At 69.8% G+C, this 20,533-nt stretch carries 20 protein-coding genes and 1 tRNA gene; 12 read left to right on the top strand and 9 right to left on the bottom strand.

Going from position 1 to position 20,533, the window contains the following annotated elements; all coding sequences use genetic code 11:
- Positions 1–14 precede the first annotated feature (14 nt).
- Both OG896_RS11035 and OG896_RS11030 read right to left on the bottom strand, forming a co-directional pair.
- Entirely contained in the window at positions 15–734 is a 720-nt protein-coding gene (locus OG896_RS11035) for a hypothetical protein (RefSeq protein ID WP_329364565.1), read from the bottom strand.
- A 52-nt stretch (positions 735–786) separates the two neighbouring features.
- Positions 787–2,178 carry a helix-turn-helix domain-containing protein gene (locus OG896_RS11030; protein WP_329364563.1) on the bottom strand — a complete coding sequence of 464 codons (1,392 nt, stop codon included), beginning with the start codon at positions 2,176–2,178 and terminating at the stop codon, positions 787–789.
- Between the two features lie 246 nt (positions 2,179–2,424).
- On the opposite strand from OG896_RS11030, the gene OG896_RS11025 reads away from it, so the two are divergent.
- The 5 genes from OG896_RS11025 to OG896_RS11005 all read left to right on the top strand — a co-directional run bounded on the left by OG896_RS11025 (position 2,425) and on the right by OG896_RS11005 (position 4,918).
- The gene (locus OG896_RS11025; protein ID WP_329364561.1) at positions 2,425–2,943 is read left to right on the top strand and encodes a bifunctional DNA primase/polymerase; all 519 of its coding nucleotides are present in this window, start codon (positions 2,425–2,427) and stop codon (positions 2,941–2,943) included.
- Positions 2,930–3,229 carry a hypothetical protein gene (locus tag OG896_RS11020; protein ID WP_329364559.1) on the top strand — a complete coding sequence of 100 codons (300 nt, stop codon included), beginning with the start codon at positions 2,930–2,932 and terminating at the stop codon, positions 3,227–3,229. The genes OG896_RS11025 and OG896_RS11020 overlap by 14 nt, the downstream gene beginning before the upstream one ends.
- Positions 3,226–3,564, top strand: a complete 339-nt coding sequence (locus OG896_RS11015; protein ID WP_329364557.1) for a hypothetical protein — start codon at positions 3,226–3,228, stop codon at positions 3,562–3,564. Before OG896_RS11020 ends, OG896_RS11015 begins: the two co-directional genes overlap by 4 nt.
- A 44-nt stretch (positions 3,565–3,608) precedes the next feature.
- On the top strand, positions 3,609–4,313 hold the full coding sequence (locus OG896_RS11010) for a hypothetical protein (RefSeq protein ID WP_329364555.1): 705 nt from the start codon (positions 3,609–3,611) through the stop codon (positions 4,311–4,313).
- Positions 4,314–4,486: 173 nt separating this feature from the next.
- Positions 4,487–4,918: a hypothetical protein gene (locus OG896_RS11005; RefSeq protein WP_329364552.1), complete on the top strand. Its 432-nt coding sequence runs from the start codon at positions 4,487–4,489 to the stop codon at positions 4,916–4,918.
- 268 nt (positions 4,919–5,186) lie between these two features.
- On the opposite strand, the gene OG896_RS11000 is transcribed toward OG896_RS11005, so the two are convergent.
- From OG896_RS11000 to OG896_RS10980, 5 genes are all read right to left on the bottom strand, one after another.
- On the bottom strand, positions 5,187–5,465 hold the full coding sequence (locus tag OG896_RS11000) for a hypothetical protein (protein WP_329364551.1): 279 nt from the start codon (positions 5,463–5,465) through the stop codon (positions 5,187–5,189).
- Positions 5,466–5,724: 259 nt separating this feature from the next.
- The gene (locus tag OG896_RS10995; protein ID WP_329364549.1) at positions 5,725–6,666 is read right to left on the bottom strand and encodes a transposase family protein; all 942 of its coding nucleotides are present in this window, start codon (positions 6,664–6,666) and stop codon (positions 5,725–5,727) included.
- Positions 6,667–6,775: 109 nt separating this feature from the next.
- The gene (locus tag OG896_RS10990; protein WP_329364549.1) at positions 6,776–7,717 is read right to left on the bottom strand and encodes a transposase family protein; all 942 of its coding nucleotides are present in this window, start codon (positions 7,715–7,717) and stop codon (positions 6,776–6,778) included.
- A 109-nt stretch (positions 7,718–7,826) separates the two neighbouring features.
- Positions 7,827–8,768 carry a transposase family protein gene (locus OG896_RS10985; protein ID WP_329364549.1) on the bottom strand — a complete coding sequence of 314 codons (942 nt, stop codon included), beginning with the start codon at positions 8,766–8,768 and terminating at the stop codon, positions 7,827–7,829.
- A gap of 240 nt (positions 8,769–9,008) precedes the next feature.
- Positions 9,009–9,950 (bottom strand): transposase family protein, encoded by a 942-nt coding sequence (locus tag OG896_RS10980; RefSeq protein ID WP_329364549.1) that lies wholly within the window; start codon positions 9,948–9,950, stop codon positions 9,009–9,011.
- Positions 9,951–10,046: 96 nt separating this feature from the next.
- Between OG896_RS10980 and OG896_RS10975 the strand changes: the two genes are divergently transcribed.
- Positions 10,047–10,817 carry a transposase gene (locus tag OG896_RS10975; RefSeq protein WP_329364548.1) on the top strand — a complete coding sequence of 257 codons (771 nt, stop codon included), beginning with the start codon at positions 10,047–10,049 and terminating at the stop codon, positions 10,815–10,817.
- A gap of 88 nt (positions 10,818–10,905) precedes the next feature.
- Here OG896_RS10975 and OG896_RS10970 read toward each other — a convergent pair whose 3' ends face one another.
- Both OG896_RS10970 and OG896_RS10965 read right to left on the bottom strand, forming a co-directional pair.
- Positions 10,906–12,054: a TIGR02391 family protein gene (locus OG896_RS10970; protein ID WP_329364547.1), complete on the bottom strand. Its 1,149-nt coding sequence runs from the start codon at positions 12,052–12,054 to the stop codon at positions 10,906–10,908.
- Between the two features lie 277 nt (positions 12,055–12,331).
- A tRNA-Arg gene (locus OG896_RS10965) sits at positions 12,332–12,403 on the bottom strand.
- Positions 12,404–12,560: 157 nt separating this feature from the next.
- Between OG896_RS10965 and OG896_RS10960 the strand changes: the two genes are divergently transcribed.
- The 6 genes from OG896_RS10960 (at position 12,561) to thrB (ending at position 20,297) form a co-directional block, all read left to right on the top strand.
- Positions 12,561–13,064, top strand: coding sequence for a response regulator (locus tag OG896_RS10960; protein ID WP_329364545.1), 504 nt, complete (start codon positions 12,561–12,563; stop codon positions 13,062–13,064).
- Between the two features lie 85 nt (positions 13,065–13,149).
- A complete protein-coding gene (gene nrtL / locus OG896_RS10955) occupies positions 13,150–14,313 on the top strand; it encodes an ArgS-related anticodon-binding protein NrtL (protein WP_329364543.1) in 1,164 nt (387 codons plus the stop codon).
- A gap of 137 nt (positions 14,314–14,450) precedes the next feature.
- On the top strand, positions 14,451–15,842 hold the full coding sequence (gene lysA, locus OG896_RS10950) for a diaminopimelate decarboxylase (RefSeq protein ID WP_329364542.1): 1,392 nt from the start codon (positions 14,451–14,453) through the stop codon (positions 15,840–15,842).
- Between the two features lie 536 nt (positions 15,843–16,378).
- On the top strand, positions 16,379–17,728 hold the full coding sequence (locus OG896_RS10945; RefSeq protein WP_328469595.1) for a homoserine dehydrogenase: 1,350 nt from the start codon (positions 16,379–16,381) through the stop codon (positions 17,726–17,728).
- A gap of 34 nt (positions 17,729–17,762) precedes the next feature.
- On the top strand, positions 17,763–18,827 hold the full coding sequence (gene thrC, locus OG896_RS10940) for a threonine synthase (protein ID WP_329373893.1): 1,065 nt from the start codon (positions 17,763–17,765) through the stop codon (positions 18,825–18,827).
- A gap of 546 nt (positions 18,828–19,373) precedes the next feature.
- Positions 19,374–20,297 (top strand): homoserine kinase, encoded by a 924-nt coding sequence (gene thrB / locus OG896_RS10935; RefSeq protein WP_329364541.1) that lies wholly within the window; start codon positions 19,374–19,376, stop codon positions 20,295–20,297.
- The last annotated feature ends 236 nt before the right edge of the window (positions 20,298–20,533 follow it).

The following is a 20,533-nucleotide window of genomic DNA, read 5'->3' as shown; positions in this document are numbered from 1 at the left end:
TTACAGCCGCCATTTCAGGTCCTGCTTGAACGTTCGGCTGGGGCGAGAATCGCTGCGAGAGCGTCCCGCTCCTGCTCGGGCAGGTGGCGACCCAAGGGCACTTTGCGAGGGCTGTGGTCTCCTTCGCACCTCCAGCTGCGTTCGTCGACGTCGAACGACCAGTCCTGCGCTCCCCACATGGGATGCCCCTGAAGCAGTTGCCTGGCCAGCGGCTCGCTCGCCTCCGGAGCCCCCTGACCGATCAGGGCCTGGACCACAGCCCCCACGGCGCCGTCCGTGGCCGCAGCGTCACCCAGGGCCGGGAGAAGGAGGAGGAGCCTGGCGTGGGGATCGGTGACACCGGCCACGCCGGGCGGCGGCGCAAGAAGTGCGGCAAGCTCGGGCCAGCACAGTCCCGGTCCTATTCGGTCCTGATCGTCACTGGCCAGGACCAGGTCGTGACCCCAGCGAGGATGCGTGAGGAAGTAGTCGGTGGTGGTGAATTCCTCCCCGCTGTTGTAGTGCACGACGATCGTGAAGCCGCCGATCAAGGGGATCGTGAACACCGGCCAGGCCGACGGGTGATGGAGCCGGTCCAGCATGGCGCCCGCGTCACCTGCGTCCGAGCCGAATGCTTCCGGTGGGAAACCGTCGGACAGGTCCGCCAGGTGAGCCGGCCAGAAGCCCGGCACGTCGAGGAGCGGATGCCCGTCTACGACGGGCGAGGAGGAGTACCAGCGCCGGGCCATCACCATGCCGGGATTCTCTCCTTGATCGAGGTGTCTGGACACAGCCACAGGGACCAGCTCATTGCCGAGCCTGTCCCCCACTCGTGGCAAGCCACAGTCGGTGCTCCGCTGCCTGGTCGTGCAACTCGCGTACGGCCGTGCTCTTGGCGTGCGGAGCCAAGGCGGTACGGAACTCGGCGAGGTAGCTGACACACCGGGCCGACCTCAGTTGCTCGCCCAGGTCCAGAGCGTCCAGCGTGACGCGGCATGCCTCCTCCAACTCGCCGGCCCGAAGGTGCGCGTCAGCCAGCACCATGGTTGCGAAGAAGTCGGATCGGACGTGGCTGCCGCTCATGGCGTTGCGCGCGTGCTCGACAGCCTGCCGAGCGCTGTTGACGTCGCGGAAGCAGTGGGCAGCCTCGGCGGCGAGTTCGGCCTCGTCGAAGTAGGTGATCCACTCGGGTTCGTCGCCGTCGTTGCGGCGGTCGAGGTGCCGTGCGGCCTCGGCCAGGGCGAGTTCGCAGGCGTGCCGGTCGCCGGTGCGGGCCAGTGCGCGGGCTTCCATGGCGTGGAACTGGGCCATGAGCGTCGGTGTTGCCACGCCCGAGATGCCCATGCGAGCGGCACGAGCGAGCGTCGCGGCTTGGGTGAAGTGTCCGAGGAAGGTGGCCTGGTGGCTCATCGCGGACAGGATGCTCCCGGCGAGCCGGCGGTCCCCGCTGTCCTGGGCGAAACGGAGTGCCTGGAGGAAGTAGCGCTGTGCGAGGCCGTGTTGGCCTGCGTCGTAGGACATCCATGCGCTGAGGAGCGTGACCTCGGCGACGGTGGAGAACAGCGCCCGGCCGACGTTGTCTGCGTAGCGACCGTGAAGGAGCGGGGCAACGTCGTGGCTGAGGTACTGCACCACCGCGTGCCGGGCGTGTTCGCCGCCGAACCGGTCGTCCAGCATGGCGAAGGTGTCGCCCGTGGACTTGATCACGGCCACGTCGGTGAGGCCAACCCGCGCCCCGGTGCGGCCTTCGGCGGTCAGCGGAGCCGGTTCGGGGGCGACCAACCAGCGCAACGAGGCGTCGCTCCATGCCGGTTCGGAGGGCGCGGCGTTGAGAAGGGGCTCGTATCCGTGAAGGTCGGCGCGCCAGAGTTGGTCCACCGTGGAGATCGCCGCTTCGGGGGATGGCGGATACCGAGTCTCCAGGAGCGAGCCGTCTCGTACTCCGCTCGGAGACAAGCCGAGCTCAGCCGCACCGAGGTCCAGGGCGCCCGCGAGCAGCAGACCGTAGAACTCGTCCGGCACGCTGTGCCCGTTCTCCCAACTCGCCAACCTCCGCTTGACGCTCGCGTCGGCCGGTAGGGCCTGCCCACTCGACTGAGCGCGCCGGCGCAACTCGCTGACCAACCGGGGCTGACTCCAACCCCGCTGCTGGCGAGCCGCTTTGAGGCGTAAGCCGATCTGCTCCGGAGCGCCCGCCATCGCGCGCCCTCCCAGCCGTGGATGACATGTAGTTGCCCCACCACCGTACGTGTCGGGGCACCGGAGGGACCCCCGAATTCCGTGTCCGGGCTGCCCGGTCGACGGTGACCGGGGATGACGCGTCCCGTATGGCCTCGTCATCACCCGTCACCTGCCGTCATCTGCCCTGCCCATGCCGTCCGCATCGAATCTGGAACCGCGGCGGATGTCAGCTCTCGCCGCCTGACGAGAAGGGAGGGAGCAGGCATGCAACGGGTCACGAGATCGGGCGTTCAGTGGCTGACGCGGGCCGCTGTCGACGGCGAGGAGTGCCGCAACCTCTGGCGGCACAATCCGCGGGCACCCTACGCCCTGCCGGTGGGGGAGCACTTCGAGGTGCTGGTGGTCGGCCAGGAACTCGGAATGGAGACCTTCGGCCAACTCCGGCGCCGCCGTATGCCGGCGGGCCCCGTGCTGGCCGACTGGGCCGCCCGGCAGATCGGGTTCATGCTTCCGCCGCGGTCCCGTGGCAGCTTCCACCGTGTACTGGCGGGAGAGACAAGCACTCCACCCGCCTTCCGGTACCTCGACGCCGACGCGGTGCTCGTCGTGCCCGGTCCTCTGACGCTGAGCGGCGACCGGTACGAGTGGCTGTGCCCTCCGGTCGGCGAGGGCGGGCCTTCCTCGGGCCGTACGACCGCCCTCGCCGTGATGCTCGCTGCCTCCGCTGACCTCATCGCACGGGCTGCGCACATCGGAGAGGTGGAACTCCATGAGGCCCGATGACGGAAGCGGGCCGGGCGAGTTCGGTCGGCTTGGGGCCGGCGACGGGACGCCGCTGGACACGGCCGAGTGGTACGCGGCTCGCGACGCGACCACCGCGCTTCGCGACGTACTCACCTCCGCCGGACTGCACCGTGACTTCCCGTACCTGCGGGCCGACATGAACGCCTTCGGCCTGGGTTACGTCGACCTCGGCCGTATCGCCCCGCACACCGCCGAACGTGTCGCCGAACTGCTGCGCCTCGGTCTGGCCACCACCGCACCCCAGGAAGGGGAGCCGACGACATGACCGACCCGCGTGGTGTGTGCGCCCGATCGGCCGAAACCCTCGCCCCTGGCATCCCGTACGTGCGCGGCTGGTCCGATGCCCGCCGTGCCGCGGAGGCCCTCGCCCGTCAACTCACCGGCGCGGGCCTCGCGTCCGACGTTCCTGGCCTGAAGGCCGACGTCAACGTCATCGGACAAGGCGTCGTCCCCGTCGGAACCGTACGCCCCGACGTCTGCCGGGAGTTGGCACGCCTGATCGCCGCCGGTCTGGCGGCAGAGATGGCCCAGCAGCACAACCGGGGGACGAGCCGGGCTCCTTCCCCCGGCCCCTTCTCACCAGCCGGCCGAACCTCCTGACCAAGACGGCCGTTGACCTCCTACCCCGAGGGACTTGCCACCTCATGCCCTACACAGCAGTACCGGCACGCAAGGAGCGCTCGCGTTCCGCTGACGATCCGCCGGGCCAGCCCACCGTTCCGTATATCGCCTCCTGGACAGCCGAGAGCCGTCCCCCTGCCCATATCGTGAATCGCCCCGGTGGGCGCGGCATCGCCTACGCCGACGAAACGCTGCACGACCGGGACCGTCACGGGGTCCTCTGGTATCGCAGCGTCTTCCGTCCCCGGCAGGGGCGTCCGAAGTTCGGCACGGTCCATGCCGCCCGGCAGCGCCGCACCATGCGCAAGCTCCTGTGCCAGGTCTGCGCCGGCCCAGCCGACCGTAATGACGACGGCGTGTTGTGGCTGCTTGGCGATGACCGAGACGACTGGCCGGGCTGGCCGGAGGAGATGGGCGCGACGCACCCGCCGGTGTGCCTGCGGTGCGCCGCCCTCTCGGTCCGCATGTGCCCGTTCCTCCGGCGTGGCGGTCACGTTGCCGTACGCGTCAGGGACCCTCGACCGGCGGGGGTCGTCGGGGCCCTGTACGCATCGGGGCCGGCCGGACCGGTGCCTGTGGGGCAGGTGCTGTTGCCCTGGGGTGATGTACGGATGCCGTGGGTGCTGGCGTCGCAGATGGCCATGGGACTGCGCGGCTGCACGTTCGTCGACCTGGAGGCGGAGCTTGCTTCGGCCGGAATCGACATGCGGGCCTTGCGCCCTGGCTGACCTTTTGCGTGGTCGCCGCCTCGGGGCGGGACCGGCGCCCCAGCGCCGCAGCCCGCACCGAGGCGGCGAGCCGTGTGGGCGCCCACTTCTCGACTTCCAAGACACCCGTACGCGCCGTGACACCCGCACTGCCGTTGATCGACAACCACCCCTGCGACCCACAAGGAATCCCCATGCCCGTCAACCGCCCGCCCGCACCCTTACCGATCGACGGCCACATCGACCAGGCCCGGGACTGCTTCCGCGGCTTCGTCACCAACTACGCCCCGACCGACGTCCACACCACGGGCGTCTACCTCGAACCGCTCCTCGCCGGCTGGCTCTACGCCGGACCGGGCATCGAGTCGACCGCCGGCCTCTACGACCACTTCGTCCAGGCGGTTCTGGCGATTACCGATGCGATCCTGGCCGGGGCCCTCTCCTTGGACTACGCGGGTCCGGACGCTCCTCCCTACCCCCGCCACCTTCTCGGCCTCCGAGACCCCAACATGGGCGCCAACGTCCTCAGCCGCATGGGCCATGACCTCCTGGTCCATGAGACCTTGGAAGGGCGGCACGTTGAGGACGTCCGCGTGGTCTTCGAGGCCGCACGGATGCGGGGGTGACATCCCTCGACACAGAGGGCCCTTGTCGCCAATATGGCCACGGATCTGAGTCGGTGACGCTTCGGTGGGGAAGGCAGGACCTTTCTTCTTGCCCTGGTTGTTGGTGGGGGTCGGAGTGAGCTAGGTCTTCGCAGGTGGGGGCGGGCACCGCTGGCGTCTGAAGGGTCGTCATCGGTCGTCCTTGGGCACCGCCGAGCGGCGTCGGACGGCCCAGAGACGGCCCAGCCCACAGGACCTACGGGTACCTCGGTCAGCCAGTTCGTCGAATCTAGATCGGTGGTGTTCCCTGGCCACTTCGATCGGTCAGGCTTGCCTGACCGATCGCCGATGCTTCCCTCGACGGATGGGAACGCCGTAGGAGGGCCGACAGGTTCAAGAACGTGATCTTGATGAGCTCGACGAACCGCCGCTCGCTAAGCCTGTCGTCGTGGCGTAACTGGAGCGCGCCTACAGTCCCCGTTCCCAACAACGAACCAACGACAACAACAGGAACGATCCACAGCGGCGCCAGCAAGGTAGTTCCGATGGTGATAAGTGCAATGATCACGATGGCGAAGAGATAGAAAGATCCGCTGAGCCAGGGGCCTCGCCGACCTTCTGACCGTCGTGTAACTGCGAGGTGCGCTCGAATGACCTCCTCGGCACTCGAACCACTGATCGAACGCACCCGTCCGCGTCGGTCGACCCGGAAGCTGCACCCCTCGACTCCACAAACGCCGCGGCTGTTCCTCGCATGCGCTCGGGCACTAACGAGCTCGTGCATGGTTGGCGGTAGCGCGTCGAAGGCCGCGGACTGTCCGCCGTGTTCACGTTCGTGTACCGCTTGCCGTGGCCGCCTGCTGGTGCGAGAGCAGTCCGGCGACAGCTTGGATGATGTCACTCATGTGCTCGCGACGGCCGTGGTGGCGGGCGAGAGATCGCCAGTTCTTCAGATGGCCGATGCCGTGCTCGACCCGGATGCGGCGTGAGGAGTGGGCCTTGCGCTGGCGCTCGTGCATCTCCTCGTACCACTCGGGCGGGTTCTTCTTGAACTTGCGGTGCGGTGGCGTCACCACGCGGCCGCCGGTCTGGGCGCCCAGGCCCTGGTAGCCGGCATCGGCGAGGATCTCTACGGCCGGACCGTCGGCCAGGAGCTTGACCAGGCCCAGCTTCCGGGCGTGCGTGATGTCCGCGCAGCTCGCAGGCTCGGCCGGACTGCAGAACAGCAGCCGCCCCTCGGCGTCCGTGACGACCATGGACTTGACGGCGTTCTGCTTGTTCTTCCCGGAGATGAACTTCTCCCGGTCCTTGCGTCCGACAGCCGGGCGACGCACCCGGACCTCGGTGCCGTCGATGATTCCGGTTTGCCCGCTCGCGCCGAGATGGTCGATGACCTCGGCGAGTGTGCACAGTCGGATGTCAGGCGCGACGGTGCAGCCCCGCTCGGCGAGCAGTGGCCGCACTTCACCGATCGCACGCGTAATGGTGGAGCGGTCCACGCCGAACCAGCAGGCCAGCACGTCGTGCGTCGTTGCATGGCGGAGATGCACGAGCGTGGCCAACAGGCGGTCGACGAAGACCAGCTTGTACTTGGCCCCGGCACCGACGGCCCGGCGGCGAGGGCGGGACGTCAGCACGGCCTGGTGCCGCTCGTGCCACAACGGACCGATCTCTGCGACGAGTTCTGCGATCACGTCGGGCGCCAGCCCGGTGATCCGCTGGCTACGGATGATTGCTGCACGTGTCCGGCTCCCCACCACACGGATCATGATCAACGATCAAGGTCTCGACGCGCTACCGCCAACCATGCACGAGCTCGTTACGAGCTCGTGCATGGTTGGCGGTAGCGCGTCGAAGGCCGCGGACTGTCCGCCGTGTTCACGTTCGTGTACCGCTTGCCGTGGCCGCCTGCTGGTGCGAGAGCAGTCCGGCGACAGCTTGGATGATGTCACTCATGTGCTCGCGACGGCCGTGGTGGCGGGCGAGAGATCGCCAGTTCTTCAGATGGCCGATGCCGTGCTCGACCCGGATGCGGCGTGAGGAGTGGGCCTTGCGCTGGCGCTCGTGCATCTCCTCGTACCACTCGGGCGGGTTCTTCTTGAACTTGCGGTGCGGTGGCGTCACCACGCGGCCGCCGGTCTGGGCGCCCAGGCCCTGGTAGCCGGCATCGGCGAGGATCTCTACGGCCGGACCGTCGGCCAGGAGCTTGACCAGGCCCAGCTTCCGGGCGTGCGTGATGTCCGCGCAGCTCGCAGGCTCGGCCGGACTGCAGAACAGCAGCCGCCCCTCGGCGTCCGTGACGACCATGGACTTGACGGCGTTCTGCTTGTTCTTCCCGGAGATGAACTTCTCCCGGTCCTTGCGTCCGACAGCCGGGCGACGCACCCGGACCTCGGTGCCGTCGATGATTCCGGTTTGCCCGCTCGCGCCGAGATGGTCGATGACCTCGGCGAGTGTGCACAGTCGGATGTCAGGCGCGACGGTGCAGCCCCGCTCGGCGAGCAGTGGCCGCACTTCACCGATCGCACGCGTAATGGTGGAGCGGTCCACGCCGAACCAGCAGGCCAGCACGTCGTGCGTCGTTGCATGGCGGAGATGCACGAGCGTGGCCAACAGGCGGTCGACGAAGACCAGCTTGTACTTGGCCCCGGCACCGACGGCCCGGCGGCGAGGGCGGGACGTCAGCACGGCCTGGTGCCGCTCGTGCCACAACGGACCGATCTCTGCGACGAGTTCTGCGATCACGTCGGGCGCCAGCCCGGTGATCCGCTGGCTACGGATGATTGCTGCACGTGTCCGGCTCCCCACCACACGGATCATGATCAACGATCAAGGTCTCGACGCGCTACCGCCAACCATGCACGAGCTCGTAACGAGCTCGTGCATGGTTGGCGGTAGCGCGTCGAAGGCCGCGGACGGTCCGCCGTGTTCACGTTCGTGTACCGCTTGCCGTGGCCGCCTGCTGGTGCGAGAGCAGTCCGGCGACAGCTTGGATGATGTCACTCATGTGCTCGCGACGGCCGTGGTGGCGGGCGAGAGATCGCCAGTTCTTCAGATGGCCGATGCCGTGCTCGACCCGGATGCGGCGTGAGGAGTGGGCCTTGCGCTGGCGCTCGTGCATCTCCTCGTACCACTCGGGCGGGTTCTTCTTGAACTTGCGGTGCGGTGGCGTCACCACGCGGCCGCCGGTCTGGGCGCCCAGGCCCTGGTAGCCGGCATCGGCGAGGATCTCTACGGCCGGACCGTCGGCCAGGAGCTTGACCAGGCCCAGCTTCCGGGCGTGCGTGATGTCCGCGCAGCTCGCAGGCTCGGCCGGACTGCAGAACAGCAGCCGCCCCTCGGCGTCCGTGACGACCATGGACTTGACGGCGTTCTGCTTGTTCTTCCCGGAGATGAACTTCTCCCGGTCCTTGCGTCCGACAGCCGGGCGACGCACCCGGACCTCGGTGCCGTCGATGATTCCGGTTTGCCCGCTCGCGCCGAGATGGTCGATGACCTCGGCGAGTGTGCACAGTCGGATGTCAGGCGCGACGGTGCAGCCCCGCTCGGCGAGCAGTGGCCGCACTTCACCGATCGCACGCGTAATGGTGGAGCGGTCCACGCCGAACCAGCAGGCCAGCACGTCGTGCGTCGTTGCATGGCGGAGATGCACGAGCGTGGCCAACAGGCGGTCGACGAAGACCAGCTTGTACTTGGCCCCGGCACCGACGGCCCGGCGGCGAGGGCGGGACGTCAGCACGGCCTGGTGCCGCTCGTGCCACAACGGACCGATCTCTGCGACGAGTTCTGCGATCACGTCGGGCGCCAGCCCGGTGATCCGCTGGCTACGGATGATTGCTGCACGTGTCCGGCTCCCCACCACACGGATCATGATCAACGATCAAGGTCTCGACGCGCTACCGCCAACCATGCACGAGCTCGTTAGACCGACGTGAGGACGGCCCGCGGGGGTCTGGTCCTCGGTGCACGTGACAGTAGTAAGGAGTGGCCGCGTCCTCTGAGCGTCGCCGTCTCATGGACCTATCATGCCCGCTCCGCCGAATCTGCACTGCTAACGAGCTCGTGCATGGTTGGCGGTAGCGCGTCGAAGGCCGCGGACTGTCCGCCGTGTTCACGTTCGTGTACCGCTTGCCGTGGCCGCCTGCTGGTGCGAGAGCAGTCCGGCGACAGCTTGGATGATGTCACTCATGTGCTCGCGACGGCCGTGGTGGCGGGCGAGAGATCGCCAGTTCTTCAGATGGCCGATGCCGTGCTCGACCCGGATGCGGCGTGAGGAGTGGGCCTTGCGCTGGCGCTCGTGCATCTCCTCGTACCACTCGGGCGGGTTCTTCTTGAACTTGCGGTGCGGTGGCGTCACCACGCGGCCGCCGGTCTGGGCGCCCAGGCCCTGGTAGCCGGCATCGGCGAGGATCTCTACGGCCGGACCGTCGGCCAGGAGCTTGACCAGGCCCAGCTTCCGGGCGTGCGTGATGTCCGCGCAGCTCGCAGGCTCGGCCGGACTGCAGAACAGCAGCCGCCCCTCGGCGTCCGTGACGACCATGGACTTGACGGCGTTCTGCTTGTTCTTCCCGGAGATGAACTTCTCCCGGTCCTTGCGTCCGACAGCCGGGCGACGCACCCGGACCTCGGTGCCGTCGATGATTCCGGTTTGCCCGCTCGCGCCGAGATGGTCGATGACCTCGGCGAGTGTGCACAGTCGGATGTCAGGCGCGACGGTGCAGCCCCGCTCGGCGAGCAGTGGCCGCACTTCACCGATCGCACGCGTAATGGTGGAGCGGTCCACGCCGAACCAGCAGGCCAGCACGTCGTGCGTCGTTGCATGGCGGAGATGCACGAGCGTGGCCAACAGGCGGTCGACGAAGACCAGCTTGTACTTGGCCCCGGCACCGACGGCCCGGCGGCGAGGGCGGGACGTCAGCACGGCCTGGTGCCGCTCGTGCCACAACGGACCGATCTCTGCGACGAGTTCTGCGATCACGTCGGGCGCCAGCCCGGTGATCCGCTGGCTACGGATGATTGCTGCACGTGTCCGGCTCCCCACCACACGGATCATGATCAACGATCAAGGTCTCGACGCGCTACCGCCAACCATGCACGAGCTCGTAAGCGTTGTCCCGTAACTGCTGGCCATCGGTGAGATGATCTTGCTGTGTCTGGTGTGATCACGGCGTCGGAGCCCTCCTGGATAGCCCCGTTCGCCGGGCTGAGTCCGCGGCAGTTCAGCAAGTTGATCACTGTGCTGCGTCGGGAGGGTGTGGACCCGGTGCGCAAGGGCCGGCCCTGGAGCTTGCCGCTGGAGGACCGGGTCCTGCTGGTTGCCGCGTACTGGCGCACCAACCTCACCCTGCGTCAACTTGCCCCGTTGTTCGGGGTGTCGAAGTCCGCGGCGGACCGGATCGTCGACCACCTCGGACCGTCGCTCGCGCTCGAGCCCCGCAAGCGGTTCCGCAGGGACACCGTGCTGATCGTCGACGGCACGCTGGTCCCCACCCACGACCACAGCGTCGCCGCGCAGTCCAAGAACTACCGGTACTCCACCAACCACCAGGTCGTCATCGACGCCGACACCCGGCTCGTCGTGGCCATCGGTCGGCCCCTGCCCGGCAACCGCAACGACTGCACAGCATGGGAGGAATCCGGAGCGAAGGCTGCCGTCGGCCGCGCCACGGCCATCGCCGACGGCGGCTACCAGGGGACCGGCCTGATCATCCCGCACCGCCGAAAAGCCAGCCAGACCGAACTCCCCGCCTGGAAAGAGGAACACAACACCTCCCACCGCAAGGTCCGCGCCCGCGTCGAGCACACCTTCGCCCGCATGAAGACCTGGAAGATCCTCCGCGACTGCCGCCGCAAAGGCGACGGCGTCCATCACGCCATGCTCGGCATCGCCCGCCTCCACAACCTCACCCTGACCGGGTGACGTAGAAGGCGACAGGTCAGCAAGCACGCCGTAGATCATTTACGGGACAAGACTTAGCGAAAAGTGAAGCAAGGGGCGGTTCCCGTTCTCACTCCGTGGATTCTCGCAGTTCTTCTTCAATGTCCAGTCGGCGCATGAGGAAACTTGCGAGCACAAGCATCTCCTGAGCTTCTGCGGGGTCGTCTTGAGTTTCCGGGCCATGAGCACGAGGGTTACGCAGGCCGGTCATCGCTCCCTTGAAGAGATCGCGAATTCCCATCCGCTCGCTTTCCAGGGACGGCCCGGTAGACCGAGTCGCACGGATGGGCGGGGTGGATGATCCCAGCGCTGTGCCCATCAGCCTGTCACCGACCTCGGTTGAGCCAGTCAAGGTTTGAACCCTGTGCTCGACCGCGCGGAAGGAGCCCAGTACCGCGTCCTGATACTGGCCGCTACGGAACCTGTCGCCCGCCACCTGGGCAATCAAGGGATGCAACACGCACTGCAGTACGGATGACCCCTCGTTCTGACTTGGTTCGTCCGCCCCCTCCGCTGGTTGTGTGGGTGTCGGGGCAGCGCCTTGCCATATGTGCAGTTCTTCCCGTCGAACCGAGTACGGGCGGGTATCTTGGTCGATGCGGTCTGCGCCGAGCACCTGCGCGCGACGTGACCAATAGTCTTGGAGCGAAACAACACCCGCGAAGGGCCTGATCTCTCGGTCGAAGGCGAGTGACCAGTCCAAGTTCTCCTTGTTGCTGCCGCCACCCCGGAAACAGGGTTCGGCTACCGCCAGAGCGGCCGCGACAAACGTGATCTCTCGTGTGACGAGCCTCGGATCGATGCCGGTCACGTTGCGAAGATCTTGAAATTGAAGCATGGGCTGCTCGCCAGAAGGTGGGGCCCAATGCGGCTCGATTTCGCTGGCGATCCGCACCATTGCCAGAAATGTGGACAATGCTCCACCTGCGCCTGTGCAGTTGGCTGCGCCTGCGATCGTCAGAGACAACTGATGAGTGCCCTGTGGCCGCATGTAGCCGATGTTGGGATGAAGGCCCCGCAGGAGCGCGGGCGACAGTTGCTGGATGACTTCCTTGAACACAAGTTGACCCGGACCGGCATAGAGCTTGCGGTCGATGTAGTCGAAGGTCGGCCAGGTCCGATTGGCAGTGAAGAAGCCCCAGACCGCGTCCAGGAGAACGTGTCCATCCTCGCCTGTCGGCCGTGGAAGCTGCTCCGGCGCGACGGTCCTGGTGATCATCAGGAGCCCCCAATTCGTCCCAATAAGTTCCCGGAGACTACTACCGGGGAGGGGGCGGCTGCTTCGATTTCGGACCGCTGCGAGGCGTCGTGCTCTGATGGGCAGGTGTGCGGTGCCGGACCCACGTCAGTCGCGTCGGGCACCCGAAGATCAACACGCTATTACAACGTGATCACCGTCAGACGGCTGCCCTCGCCCGCGTCCGGCCGCACACAGACGAAGACCCCGCACCCAGCAACTTCGCTGGTGGCGGGGTCTGTCGGCACCTTCTGCAAGGTGCCCCCGGCAGGATTCGAACCTGCGCACACGGCTCCGGAGGCCGTTGCTCTATCCCCTGAGCTACGGGGGCGACGGGAAGAACATTAGCAGGTTGGGGAGGGTGGACGTGTACGGGGTTTCGGGGGTGCGGGGGGAGGGCCGGTGGGTGGGGGTCGGGTTCACCCGTCGCGGGGAAGAAATGGGCAAAACGCGGACGCATCGCGAGGGGGGCGCCTACGATTTCGGGTGTGGCGGGAGCGTCCGGCCGGGTGCTTGTTGTCGATGACAACAGGGTGATCCGGCAACTGATCAGGGTCAACCTGGAGCTGGAGGGCTTCGAGGTGGTGACCGCGGCTGACGGTGCCGAGTGCCTGGAGATCGTGCACTCGGTGCAGCCGGACGTGGTGACGCTCGACGTGGTGATGCCCCGGCTGGACGGAGCGCGGACCGCGATGCGGCTGCGGGCGGACCCGCGGACGCGGCAGGTGGGCATCGTGATGATCAGCGCGGGGAACCTGCCGGAGGCGGTCAGCGGGCCCGGCGGGGTCGACGCGTATCTGGCGAAGCCGTTCGAGCCCGCGCTGCTCGTGGAGACGGTGCGGCGGCTGGTCCGGCGCGGCCCCCGCCCCGTCGAGGCGCCGGAGGAACCCGGGCCGCCGTCCGGAGTGCCGGGGGAGCACCGCGCGGACCAGCCGCCCGACCAGCCCCAGGACCAGGCCGCCGCCACCCCCGGACCCGGCTCCGGCGCCTGAGCGCGCCTCCCACCGTGCCCCGGCCCACACGCCGGGCCGTAAACCCGCTCGCCTCCCCACCCCCTCCCTCGCCTACGCTTTTCCCGTGACCCCCGCCGAGCTGTCCCGCACCGTCCTGACCACGGTGCGCCGTGCCGTGGACGCGGCCGAGCTGGCCGTGGAGGTGCCCGAGAAGGTGGTGGTGCAGCGGCCGCCCCGCCCCGGCTGCGGGGACTACGCCACGAACGTGGCACTCCAGCTGGCCGGGCCGGCCGGACGCACCGCCCGGGAGGTCGCGGAGATCCTGCGCCGCCGGCTCGCCCGGGAGCCCGGCATCGCGGGCGTGCAGATCGCGGGCGCCGGCTTCCTGAACATCACGCTCAGCTCGCGCGCGTACGACGTGGTGGTGCGCAGGGTCCGCGAGGAGCGCGAGAGATACGGGTACGGCGACGGGCTCGCCGACGAGCGGGTCACCGTGGCCGCGACCGACGGCGCCGTACGCGGCACGCTCGTCGCGGAGGTGGCGAACGTCCTGCTGCGGGCCGCCGGCGCACTCCCGGCCGCCCCGGACACCCCGCCCGAGCCCCTCGAAGTCGCCGAACCGGCCACCCCCGCCGACCTCAGCGCCACCCCCGCCGAACTCAGCACCGGCCGCACCGCCCCCCTCACCCTCGCCGCCCTCGAATCCGCCCTCGGCCGCGACGCCGCCCGCTGGGCCCTGCTCCGCCCGCCCGCCGAGGACGTCCCGCGCCTGGACGCCCCCGCCCGCGCCGCCCTGCTCGCCCAGCGCGAGGCCAACCCGCTGTTCCGGGTCCGCTACGCCCACGCCCGCACCCGCGCCCTGCTCCGCAACGCCCACGACCTGGGCATGCCGGCCGACGGCGAGGCGGACGCGGCGGACACGTGTACGGTCGAAGAGGCTGGCCCGCATCCCGCTCCGGTCGACGGCGGCGGCCCTTCGCCGGCGTCCTCGGGCACACCGAGCCCTTCGCACCACCCCGCGGAGACCGAACTCCTCGGCCTGATCGCCGACTTCCCGCGCGTGGTGGAGAGCGCCGCCCGCCGGCGCGGCCCCGACCGGGTCGCCCGGCACCTGGAGCGGCTCGCCGACGCGTTCGCCCGGTTCCACGACGAGTGCGGCGTACTGCCGAAGGGTGACGAGAAACCCTCGGCCGTCCACGCGGCCCGGCTCCGCCTCACCGACGCGGCGGGGATCGTGCTCGCGGACGGCCTGCACCTGCTCGGCATCAGCGCCCCCGACCGGATCTGAACCCCCGACCGGGTCTGACCGGACCGAACCCCGGGCCTGACCTGACCGAACCCCGGACCGGGTCTGGCCTGACCCCGGCCGGACGTGGACCCCGACCGACCTGAACCCCCGCCCGCACGCCCCGAGGAAGTCCTGAAGTGAGCCGTTCCGCACACCCCGCCGGCCCCCGCCACGCCGATGTCCTGCCCGAAGGGCACTACGCCGGCCCGCCCGCCGACCTCAACTCCCTCGACCCGCGGATCTGGTCGCGCACCGTGACCCGTAACGCCGACGGCGCCGCGGAGGTCGCAGGGCTGGACGTACGCGACCTCGCCGCCGAGTACGGCACGCCCGCGTACTTCCTGGACGAGGCCGACTTCCGGGCCCGGTGCCGCGCCTGGCGGGCGGCCTTCGGGCACGAGGCCGACGTGTTCTACGCCGGTAAGGCGTTCCTCTCCCGCGCCGTGGTGAAGTGGCTGCACGAGGAGGGCATGAACCTCGATGTCTGCTCGGGCACCGAACTCGCGGTGGCGCTGGCGGCGGGGATGCCCGCCGAGCGGATCGCACTGCACGGCAACAACAAGAGCGCCGCGGAGATCGAGCGGGCGGTGCGCGAGGGCGTCGGCCGGATCGTGCTGGACTCCTTCCAGGAGATCGCCCGGGTCGCCGCGGAGGCCACCCGGCAGGGTCGCCGGCAGCGGGTGCAGATCCGGGTGACCGTCGGGGTCGAGGCACACACCCACGAGTTCATCGCGACCGCGCACGAGGACCAGAAGTTCGGCATCGGCCTGGCCGACGGGCAGGCCGCCGAGGCGGTGCGCCGGGTGCTCCAGCTCGACAGCCTCGACCTGGTCGGCATCCACAGCCACATCGGCTCGCAGATCTTCGACATGGCCGGGTTCGAGGTGGCCGCCCGCCGGGTGGTGTCGCTGCTGGCCGAGGTCCGCGACGAGCACGGCGTGGAACTGCCGGAGATCGACCTCGGCGGCGGCCTGGGCATCGCCTACACCCCGGAGGACGACCCGCGCGAGCCGCAGGAGATCGCGAAGGCGCTCGGCGAGATCGTGGCGCGGGAGTGCGACGCGGCGCGGCTGACCCCGCCGCGGCTGTCGGTCGAGCCGGGCCGGGCGATCGTCGGGCCGACGGCGTTCACGCTCTACGAGGTCGGCACCATCAAGCCGCTCGACGGCCTGCGGACGTACGTCAGCGTCGACGGGGGCATGTCCGACAACATCCGCACCGCGCTCTACGACGCCGAGTACAGCGTCGCGCTGGTCTCGCGCACCAGCACCGCCGAGCCGATGCTGGCGCGGGTGGTCGGCAAGCACTGCGAGAGCGGGGACATCGTGGTCAAGGACGCGTTCCTGCCGGCCGACCTCGCGCCGGGGGACCTGATCGCGGTGCCCGCGACCGGGGCGTACTGCCGGGCGATGGCCAGCAACTACAACCACGCGCTGCGGCCGCCGGTGGTCGCGGTCGCGGACGGGCAGGCGCGGGTGATCGTCCGCCGGGAGACGGAGGAGGACCTGCTCCGCCTCGACGTCGGCTGACCCCCTGCGGGGGCGCCCTTGACCCGCCGGGGCAGGTGGTTCTGCCGGCTGAGGGACGACCACCTGTCGGTGGGCGGTTGTTCGCGCCGTTCTCCCCAGAGCTTCGCCTGGGTGGGAGTGCCGCCGGCGGAGCCAGGGCCAGGGGGAGTGCCCCCCACACGCTCCTGAGCGTGTGCGGGTCCCTCCGCGACAGGAGGGGCACCAGCAGGGTGTGCGGCAACCGCGCGCCGGGACGAGGCCGGCGCGGCAGCGGTGGGCTACCAGGGCGCGCGGAGACGGAAGTTGCGGTGGGCGCCGCCGGTTGCCCACGCAATTCGTGGAAGATCGCCGGGCGGGCGGAAAATCTCAAGGTTCGCCCGGGCGGTCTCGCGATCCGGACAGGGCGTGGATTCTCCCGTCCGGTGCGTGAGACTGGACTTTTCAAAGGTGCGGGCGCGCCCGCGCCCGACCGCGCGAGAGCCTGCTCGCGCAGCCCGGCCCGGCGGGATCGGCCGGACGGTTCGACGAGTGAGACGTTTGACGAGAGACGAGGTCGGATGATGCGTACGCGTCCGCTGAAGGTGGCGCTCCTGGGGTGCGGTGTGGTCGGCTCCGAGGTCACGCGCATCATCACGACGCAGGCGGACGACCTCGCCGCGCGGATCGGTGCCCCGATCGAGCTGGCCGGGATCGCGGTCCGCCGCCCCAACAAGGTGCGCGACGGCGTTCCCGCCGAACTGCTCACCACCGACGCCACCGCGCTGGTCAAGCGCGGCGACATCGACGTCGTGGTCGAGGTGATCGGCGGTATCGAGCCGGTCCGCACCCTGATCACCACCGCGTTCGAGCACGGCGCCTCGGTGGTCTCGGCGAACAAGGCCCTGCTCGCCGCCGACGGCGCGAGCCTGCACGCCAAGGCCGTCGAGCACGGTGTCGACCTGTACTACGAGGCCGCGGTGGCCGGCGCGATCCCGCTGATCAGGCCGCTGCGCGAGTCGCTGGCCGGCGACCGGGTCAACCGGGTGCTGGGCATCGTCAACGGCACCACCAACTTCATCCTCGACAAGATGGACTCCACCGGCGCCGGCTACAGCGAGGCGCTGGACGAGGCCACCGCGCTCGGTTACGCCGAGGCCGACCCCACCGCCGACGTGGAGGGCTTCGACGCCGCCGCGAAGGCGGCGATCCTGGCCGGCATCGCCTTCCACACCCGCGTCACCATCGACGACGTGCACCGCGAGGGCCTGACCGAGGTGACCGCCGCCGACATCGCCTCCGCCCGCAAGATGGGCTGCACGGTCAAGATGCTCGCGATCTGCGAGCGCAGCACCGACGGCCGCTCGGTCACCGCCCGGGTGCACCCGGCGATGATCCCGCTCAGCCACCCCCTCGCCTCGGTCCGCGAGGCGTACAACGCCGTCTTCGTCGAGGCGGAGGCGGCCGGCCGGTTGATGTTCTACGGTCCCGGCGCCGGTGGCGCGCCCACCGCCTCCGCCGTTCTCGGCGACCTGGTGACGGCCTGCCGCAACAAACTCGCCGCTACCATCGGAGCAGGCGAGTCCGCGTACACGCGACTGCCGGTCAGCCCCATGGGGGATGTGGTCACCCGTTACCACATCAGCCTTGACGTGGCGGACAAACCGGGCGTCCTGGCTCAGGTCGCGACGGTGTTCGCCGAGCACGACGTGTCGATCGGCACGGTGCGCCAGCAGGGCAGGAACCAAGGCAGCGGCGACGACGCCGCCGTCGAGCAGAGCGGTGGCGGGCAGCGCGAGGGCGGCGAGGCATCGCTCGTCGTCGTCACCCACCGTGCGACGGACGCCGCCCTCTCGGCGACCGTCGCCAGTCTGCGCGAACTCGACACCGTACGCGGCGTGGCCAGCATCATGCGCGTGGAAGGGGAGTAGCACCGTTATGAACGTCAAGGTCGACCAGCTCCGAATGTCCGGCACCCACCAGTGGCGCGGCATCATCGAGGAGTACCGCGACCGCCTGCCGGTGGGCGTGGACACCCCGGTGGTCTCGCTGCTGGAGGGTGGCACTCCGCTCGTGCCGGCCCAGGTGCTCTCCGAGCGCACCGGGTGCGACGTCCTGCTCAAGGTCGAAGGGGCCAACCCCACCGGGTCCTTCAAGGACCGCGGCATGACCATGGCGATCTCCAAGGCGAAGGAGGCCGGCGCCCAGGCGGTCATCTGCGCCTCCACCGGCAACACCTCCGCCTCCGCCGCCGCGTACGCGGTACGGGCCGGGATGGTCTGCGCCGTGCTGGTGCCGCGGGGCAAGATCGCGCTCGGCAAGATGGGCCAGGCGCTGGTGCACGGCAGCCGCATCCTCCAGGTCGACGGCAACTTCGACGACTGCCTCGACCTCGCCCGCGGCCTCAGCGAGAAGTACCCGGTCGCGCTGGTCAACTCGGTGAACCCGGTGCGGATCGAGGGGCAAAAGACCGCGGCGTTCGAGATCGTGGACGCGCTCGGCGACGCGCCCGACATCCATGTGCTCCCGGTGGGCAACGCGGGCAACATCACCGCGTACTGGAAGGGCTACCGCGAATACGCCGCCGACGGCTTCGCCGGCCGCACGCCGCGGATGTGGGGCTTCCAGGCGGCCGGTTCGGCCCCGATCGTCAACGGCGCGCCGGTGCGCGAGCCGCAGACCATCGCCACCGCGATCAGGATCGGCAACCCCGCGTCCTGGCAGCTCGCCGAGCAGGCCCGCGACGAGTCGGGCGGCCTCATCGAAGCGGTGACGGACCGTCAGATCCTCGCGGCCTACCGGCTGCTGGCCGGCAAGGAGGGCGTCTTCGTCGAGCCCGCCTCCGCCGCGTCCGTGGCCGGCCTGCTCAAGGCCGTGGACGAGGGCCGCGTCGACCCCGGCCAGCGCATCGTCTGCACGGTCACCGGGAACGGGCTCAAGGACCCCGACTGGGCCGTCGCCGGCGCCCCCCAGCCCATCACGGTCCCCGTCAACGCGGACGCCGCCGCGACCCAACTGGGCCTCGCCTGAATCCGACGGACCAGGGTGCCCCTCCCCGGGGCGGGGGTCCCTCGCGGAAGACGGCAACCCACCAGGGGTGCGTGGGCGCCGTTGCGTGAGACGGCAACTCACCAGGGGTGCGTGGGCGCTGTCGCGGAATTCGGCGCCCACCCAGGGGCGCGTGGGCGCCGTCGCGGAAGACGGCAACTCACCAGGGGCGCGGGGAACTGCGCGACCAGCCACGGCGGTGGTGCGCCGGGCCCGCGAGCCTGGCCTCCGCGGCGAGTTCGCCGGACCACCGGCAGCGGTGGGCTGGTCCGCGCAGTTCCCCGCGCCCCCGGAGCACCGCCTTCCCCATGGTTCACTCCCGTAAGGGGCGCACGCCGCGAAGGCGACACGCATCACGCGCGGTCCGTGCGCCCTATGTCGCGGGGGAACCTTGTTTCGATAGGCTTACCCCAGCGGCGCAATCGCGCCGAGTTCCGGCTGATGCCGCCGCATCGCCATTTCCCGCCTCGCCGCCTGGCAACGGAGCCACGCCCGCAGGGCGTACGCACCAAGGAGATTCGTCGAACGATGGCCGGTCCAGCGTTTCGCGCCGCCGCAGTACGAGTGCGCGTCCCCGCGACCAGCGCGAACCTCGGCCCGGGCTTCGACGCGTTCGGCCTCGCGCTGGGGTTGTACGACGACGTGGTGGTGCGCGTCGCCGACTCCGGTCTGCACGTGGACATCGCCGGTGAGGGCGCCGACACGCTGGCGCGCGACGAGAAACACCTGGTGGTCCGTAGCCTGCGCACCGCTTTCGACCTGCTCGGCGGCCAGCCGCGCGGCCTGGAGGTGGTCTGTGCGAACCGCATTCCGCACGGCCGCGGTCTGGGGTCGTCGTCCGCCGCCATCTGCGCGGGCATCATGGCCGCCCGCGCGGTGACGATAGGCGGCCCGGCGGGGCTGGACGACACGGCCCTGCTGGAGCTGGCCACCGAGATCGAGGGGCACCCCGACAACGTCGCGGCGTGTCTGATGGGCGGCTTCACCGTGGCCTGGACCGAGGGCGGGGCCGCGCGGGCGGTCCGGATGGAGCCGGCCGGGTCGCTGGTTCCGGTGGTCTTCGTGCCGGGGGTGCCGGTGCTGACCGAGACCGCCCGCGGGCTGCTGCCCCGTACCGTTCCGCACGTCGACGCCGCGGTGAACGCGGGCCGGGCGGCGCTGCTGGTCGAGGCGTTGACCAGGCGCCCCGAGCTGCTGCTGCCCGCCACCGAGGACCGGTTGCACCAGGACTACCGGGCGCCGGCGATGCCGGAATCCCTCGCGCTGGTGAACCGTCTACGCGCGGAGGGCGTCCCTGCTGTCGTATCGGGTGCCGGGCCGACCGTGCTCGCGCTCACCGACGAGGGCGCCGCGGACAAGGTCTCCCGGCTCGCGGGTGACGGCTGGGCGGCCAACCGCCTGGCGTTGGACGCCGCCGGGGCGAGTGTCCTGCCGCTCGCAGGTGGGCAGTGACACGATTGCCGGTCGAAGAGAGGGGGAATATCTGTTGGACCGGGTAGTGTTAACCTCAAGCCAGCATTCGCCGCCCTTTGGGCGCGATGGGCTGTGTCCCCGCAGTGGGACCGCACTTTCTCCGGGAGCCTCCCACACCGTATAGGCAGCCAGTCCGGGTCGGCCGGACAGCCTGTCCGGGAAGTGTCGAGCACGCTCCGGATTCGGTACGAGTTCTCTCCCGTGCCGAGAGCATC

Origin of the sequence: Streptomyces sp. NBC_00669, from assembly GCF_036226785.1 — a bacterium.
GTDB lineage: Bacteria > Actinomycetota > Actinomycetes > Streptomycetales > Streptomycetaceae > Actinacidiphila.
The sequence above is the reverse complement of the archived record's forward strand: the minus strand, read 5'-3'. Positions and strand labels throughout refer to the sequence as shown.

Bases quoted from the DNA above. Each gene is read 5' to 3' on its own strand.
- OG896_RS11035 (WP_329364565.1), bottom strand. From the start codon at position 734: ATGGTGATGGCCCGGCGCTGGTACTCCTCCTCGCCCGTCGTAGACGGG.
- OG896_RS11030 (WP_329364563.1), bottom strand. From the start codon at position 2,178: ATGGCGGGCGCTCCGGAGCAGATCGGCTTACGCCTCAAAGCGGCTCGC.
- OG896_RS11025 (WP_329364561.1), top strand. From the start codon at position 2,425: ATGCAACGGGTCACGAGATCGGGCGTTCAGTGGCTGACGCGGGCCGCT.
- OG896_RS11020 (WP_329364559.1), top strand. From the start codon at position 2,930: ATGAGGCCCGATGACGGAAGCGGGCCGGGCGAGTTCGGTCGGCTTGGG.
- OG896_RS11015 (WP_329364557.1), top strand. From the start codon at position 3,226: ATGACCGACCCGCGTGGTGTGTGCGCCCGATCGGCCGAAACCCTCGCC.
- OG896_RS11010 (WP_329364555.1), top strand. From the start codon at position 3,609: ATGCCCTACACAGCAGTACCGGCACGCAAGGAGCGCTCGCGTTCCGCT.
- OG896_RS11005 (WP_329364552.1), top strand. From the start codon at position 4,487: ATGCCCGTCAACCGCCCGCCCGCACCCTTACCGATCGACGGCCACATC.
- OG896_RS10995 (WP_329364549.1), bottom strand. From the start codon at position 6,666: ATGATCCGTGTGGTGGGGAGCCGGACACGTGCAGCAATCATCCGTAGC.
- OG896_RS10990 (WP_329364549.1), bottom strand. From the start codon at position 7,717: ATGATCCGTGTGGTGGGGAGCCGGACACGTGCAGCAATCATCCGTAGC.
- OG896_RS10985 (WP_329364549.1), bottom strand. From the start codon at position 8,768: ATGATCCGTGTGGTGGGGAGCCGGACACGTGCAGCAATCATCCGTAGC.
- OG896_RS10980 (WP_329364549.1), bottom strand. From the start codon at position 9,950: ATGATCCGTGTGGTGGGGAGCCGGACACGTGCAGCAATCATCCGTAGC.
- OG896_RS10970 (WP_329364547.1), bottom strand. From the start codon at position 12,054: ATGATCACCAGGACCGTCGCGCCGGAGCAGCTTCCACGGCCGACAGGC.
- OG896_RS10945 (WP_328469595.1), top strand. From the start codon at position 16,379: ATGATGCGTACGCGTCCGCTGAAGGTGGCGCTCCTGGGGTGCGGTGTG.
- thrC (WP_329373893.1), top strand. From the start codon at position 17,763: ATGTCCGGCACCCACCAGTGGCGCGGCATCATCGAGGAGTACCGCGAC.
- thrB (WP_329364541.1), top strand. From the start codon at position 19,374: ATGGCCGGTCCAGCGTTTCGCGCCGCCGCAGTACGAGTGCGCGTCCCC.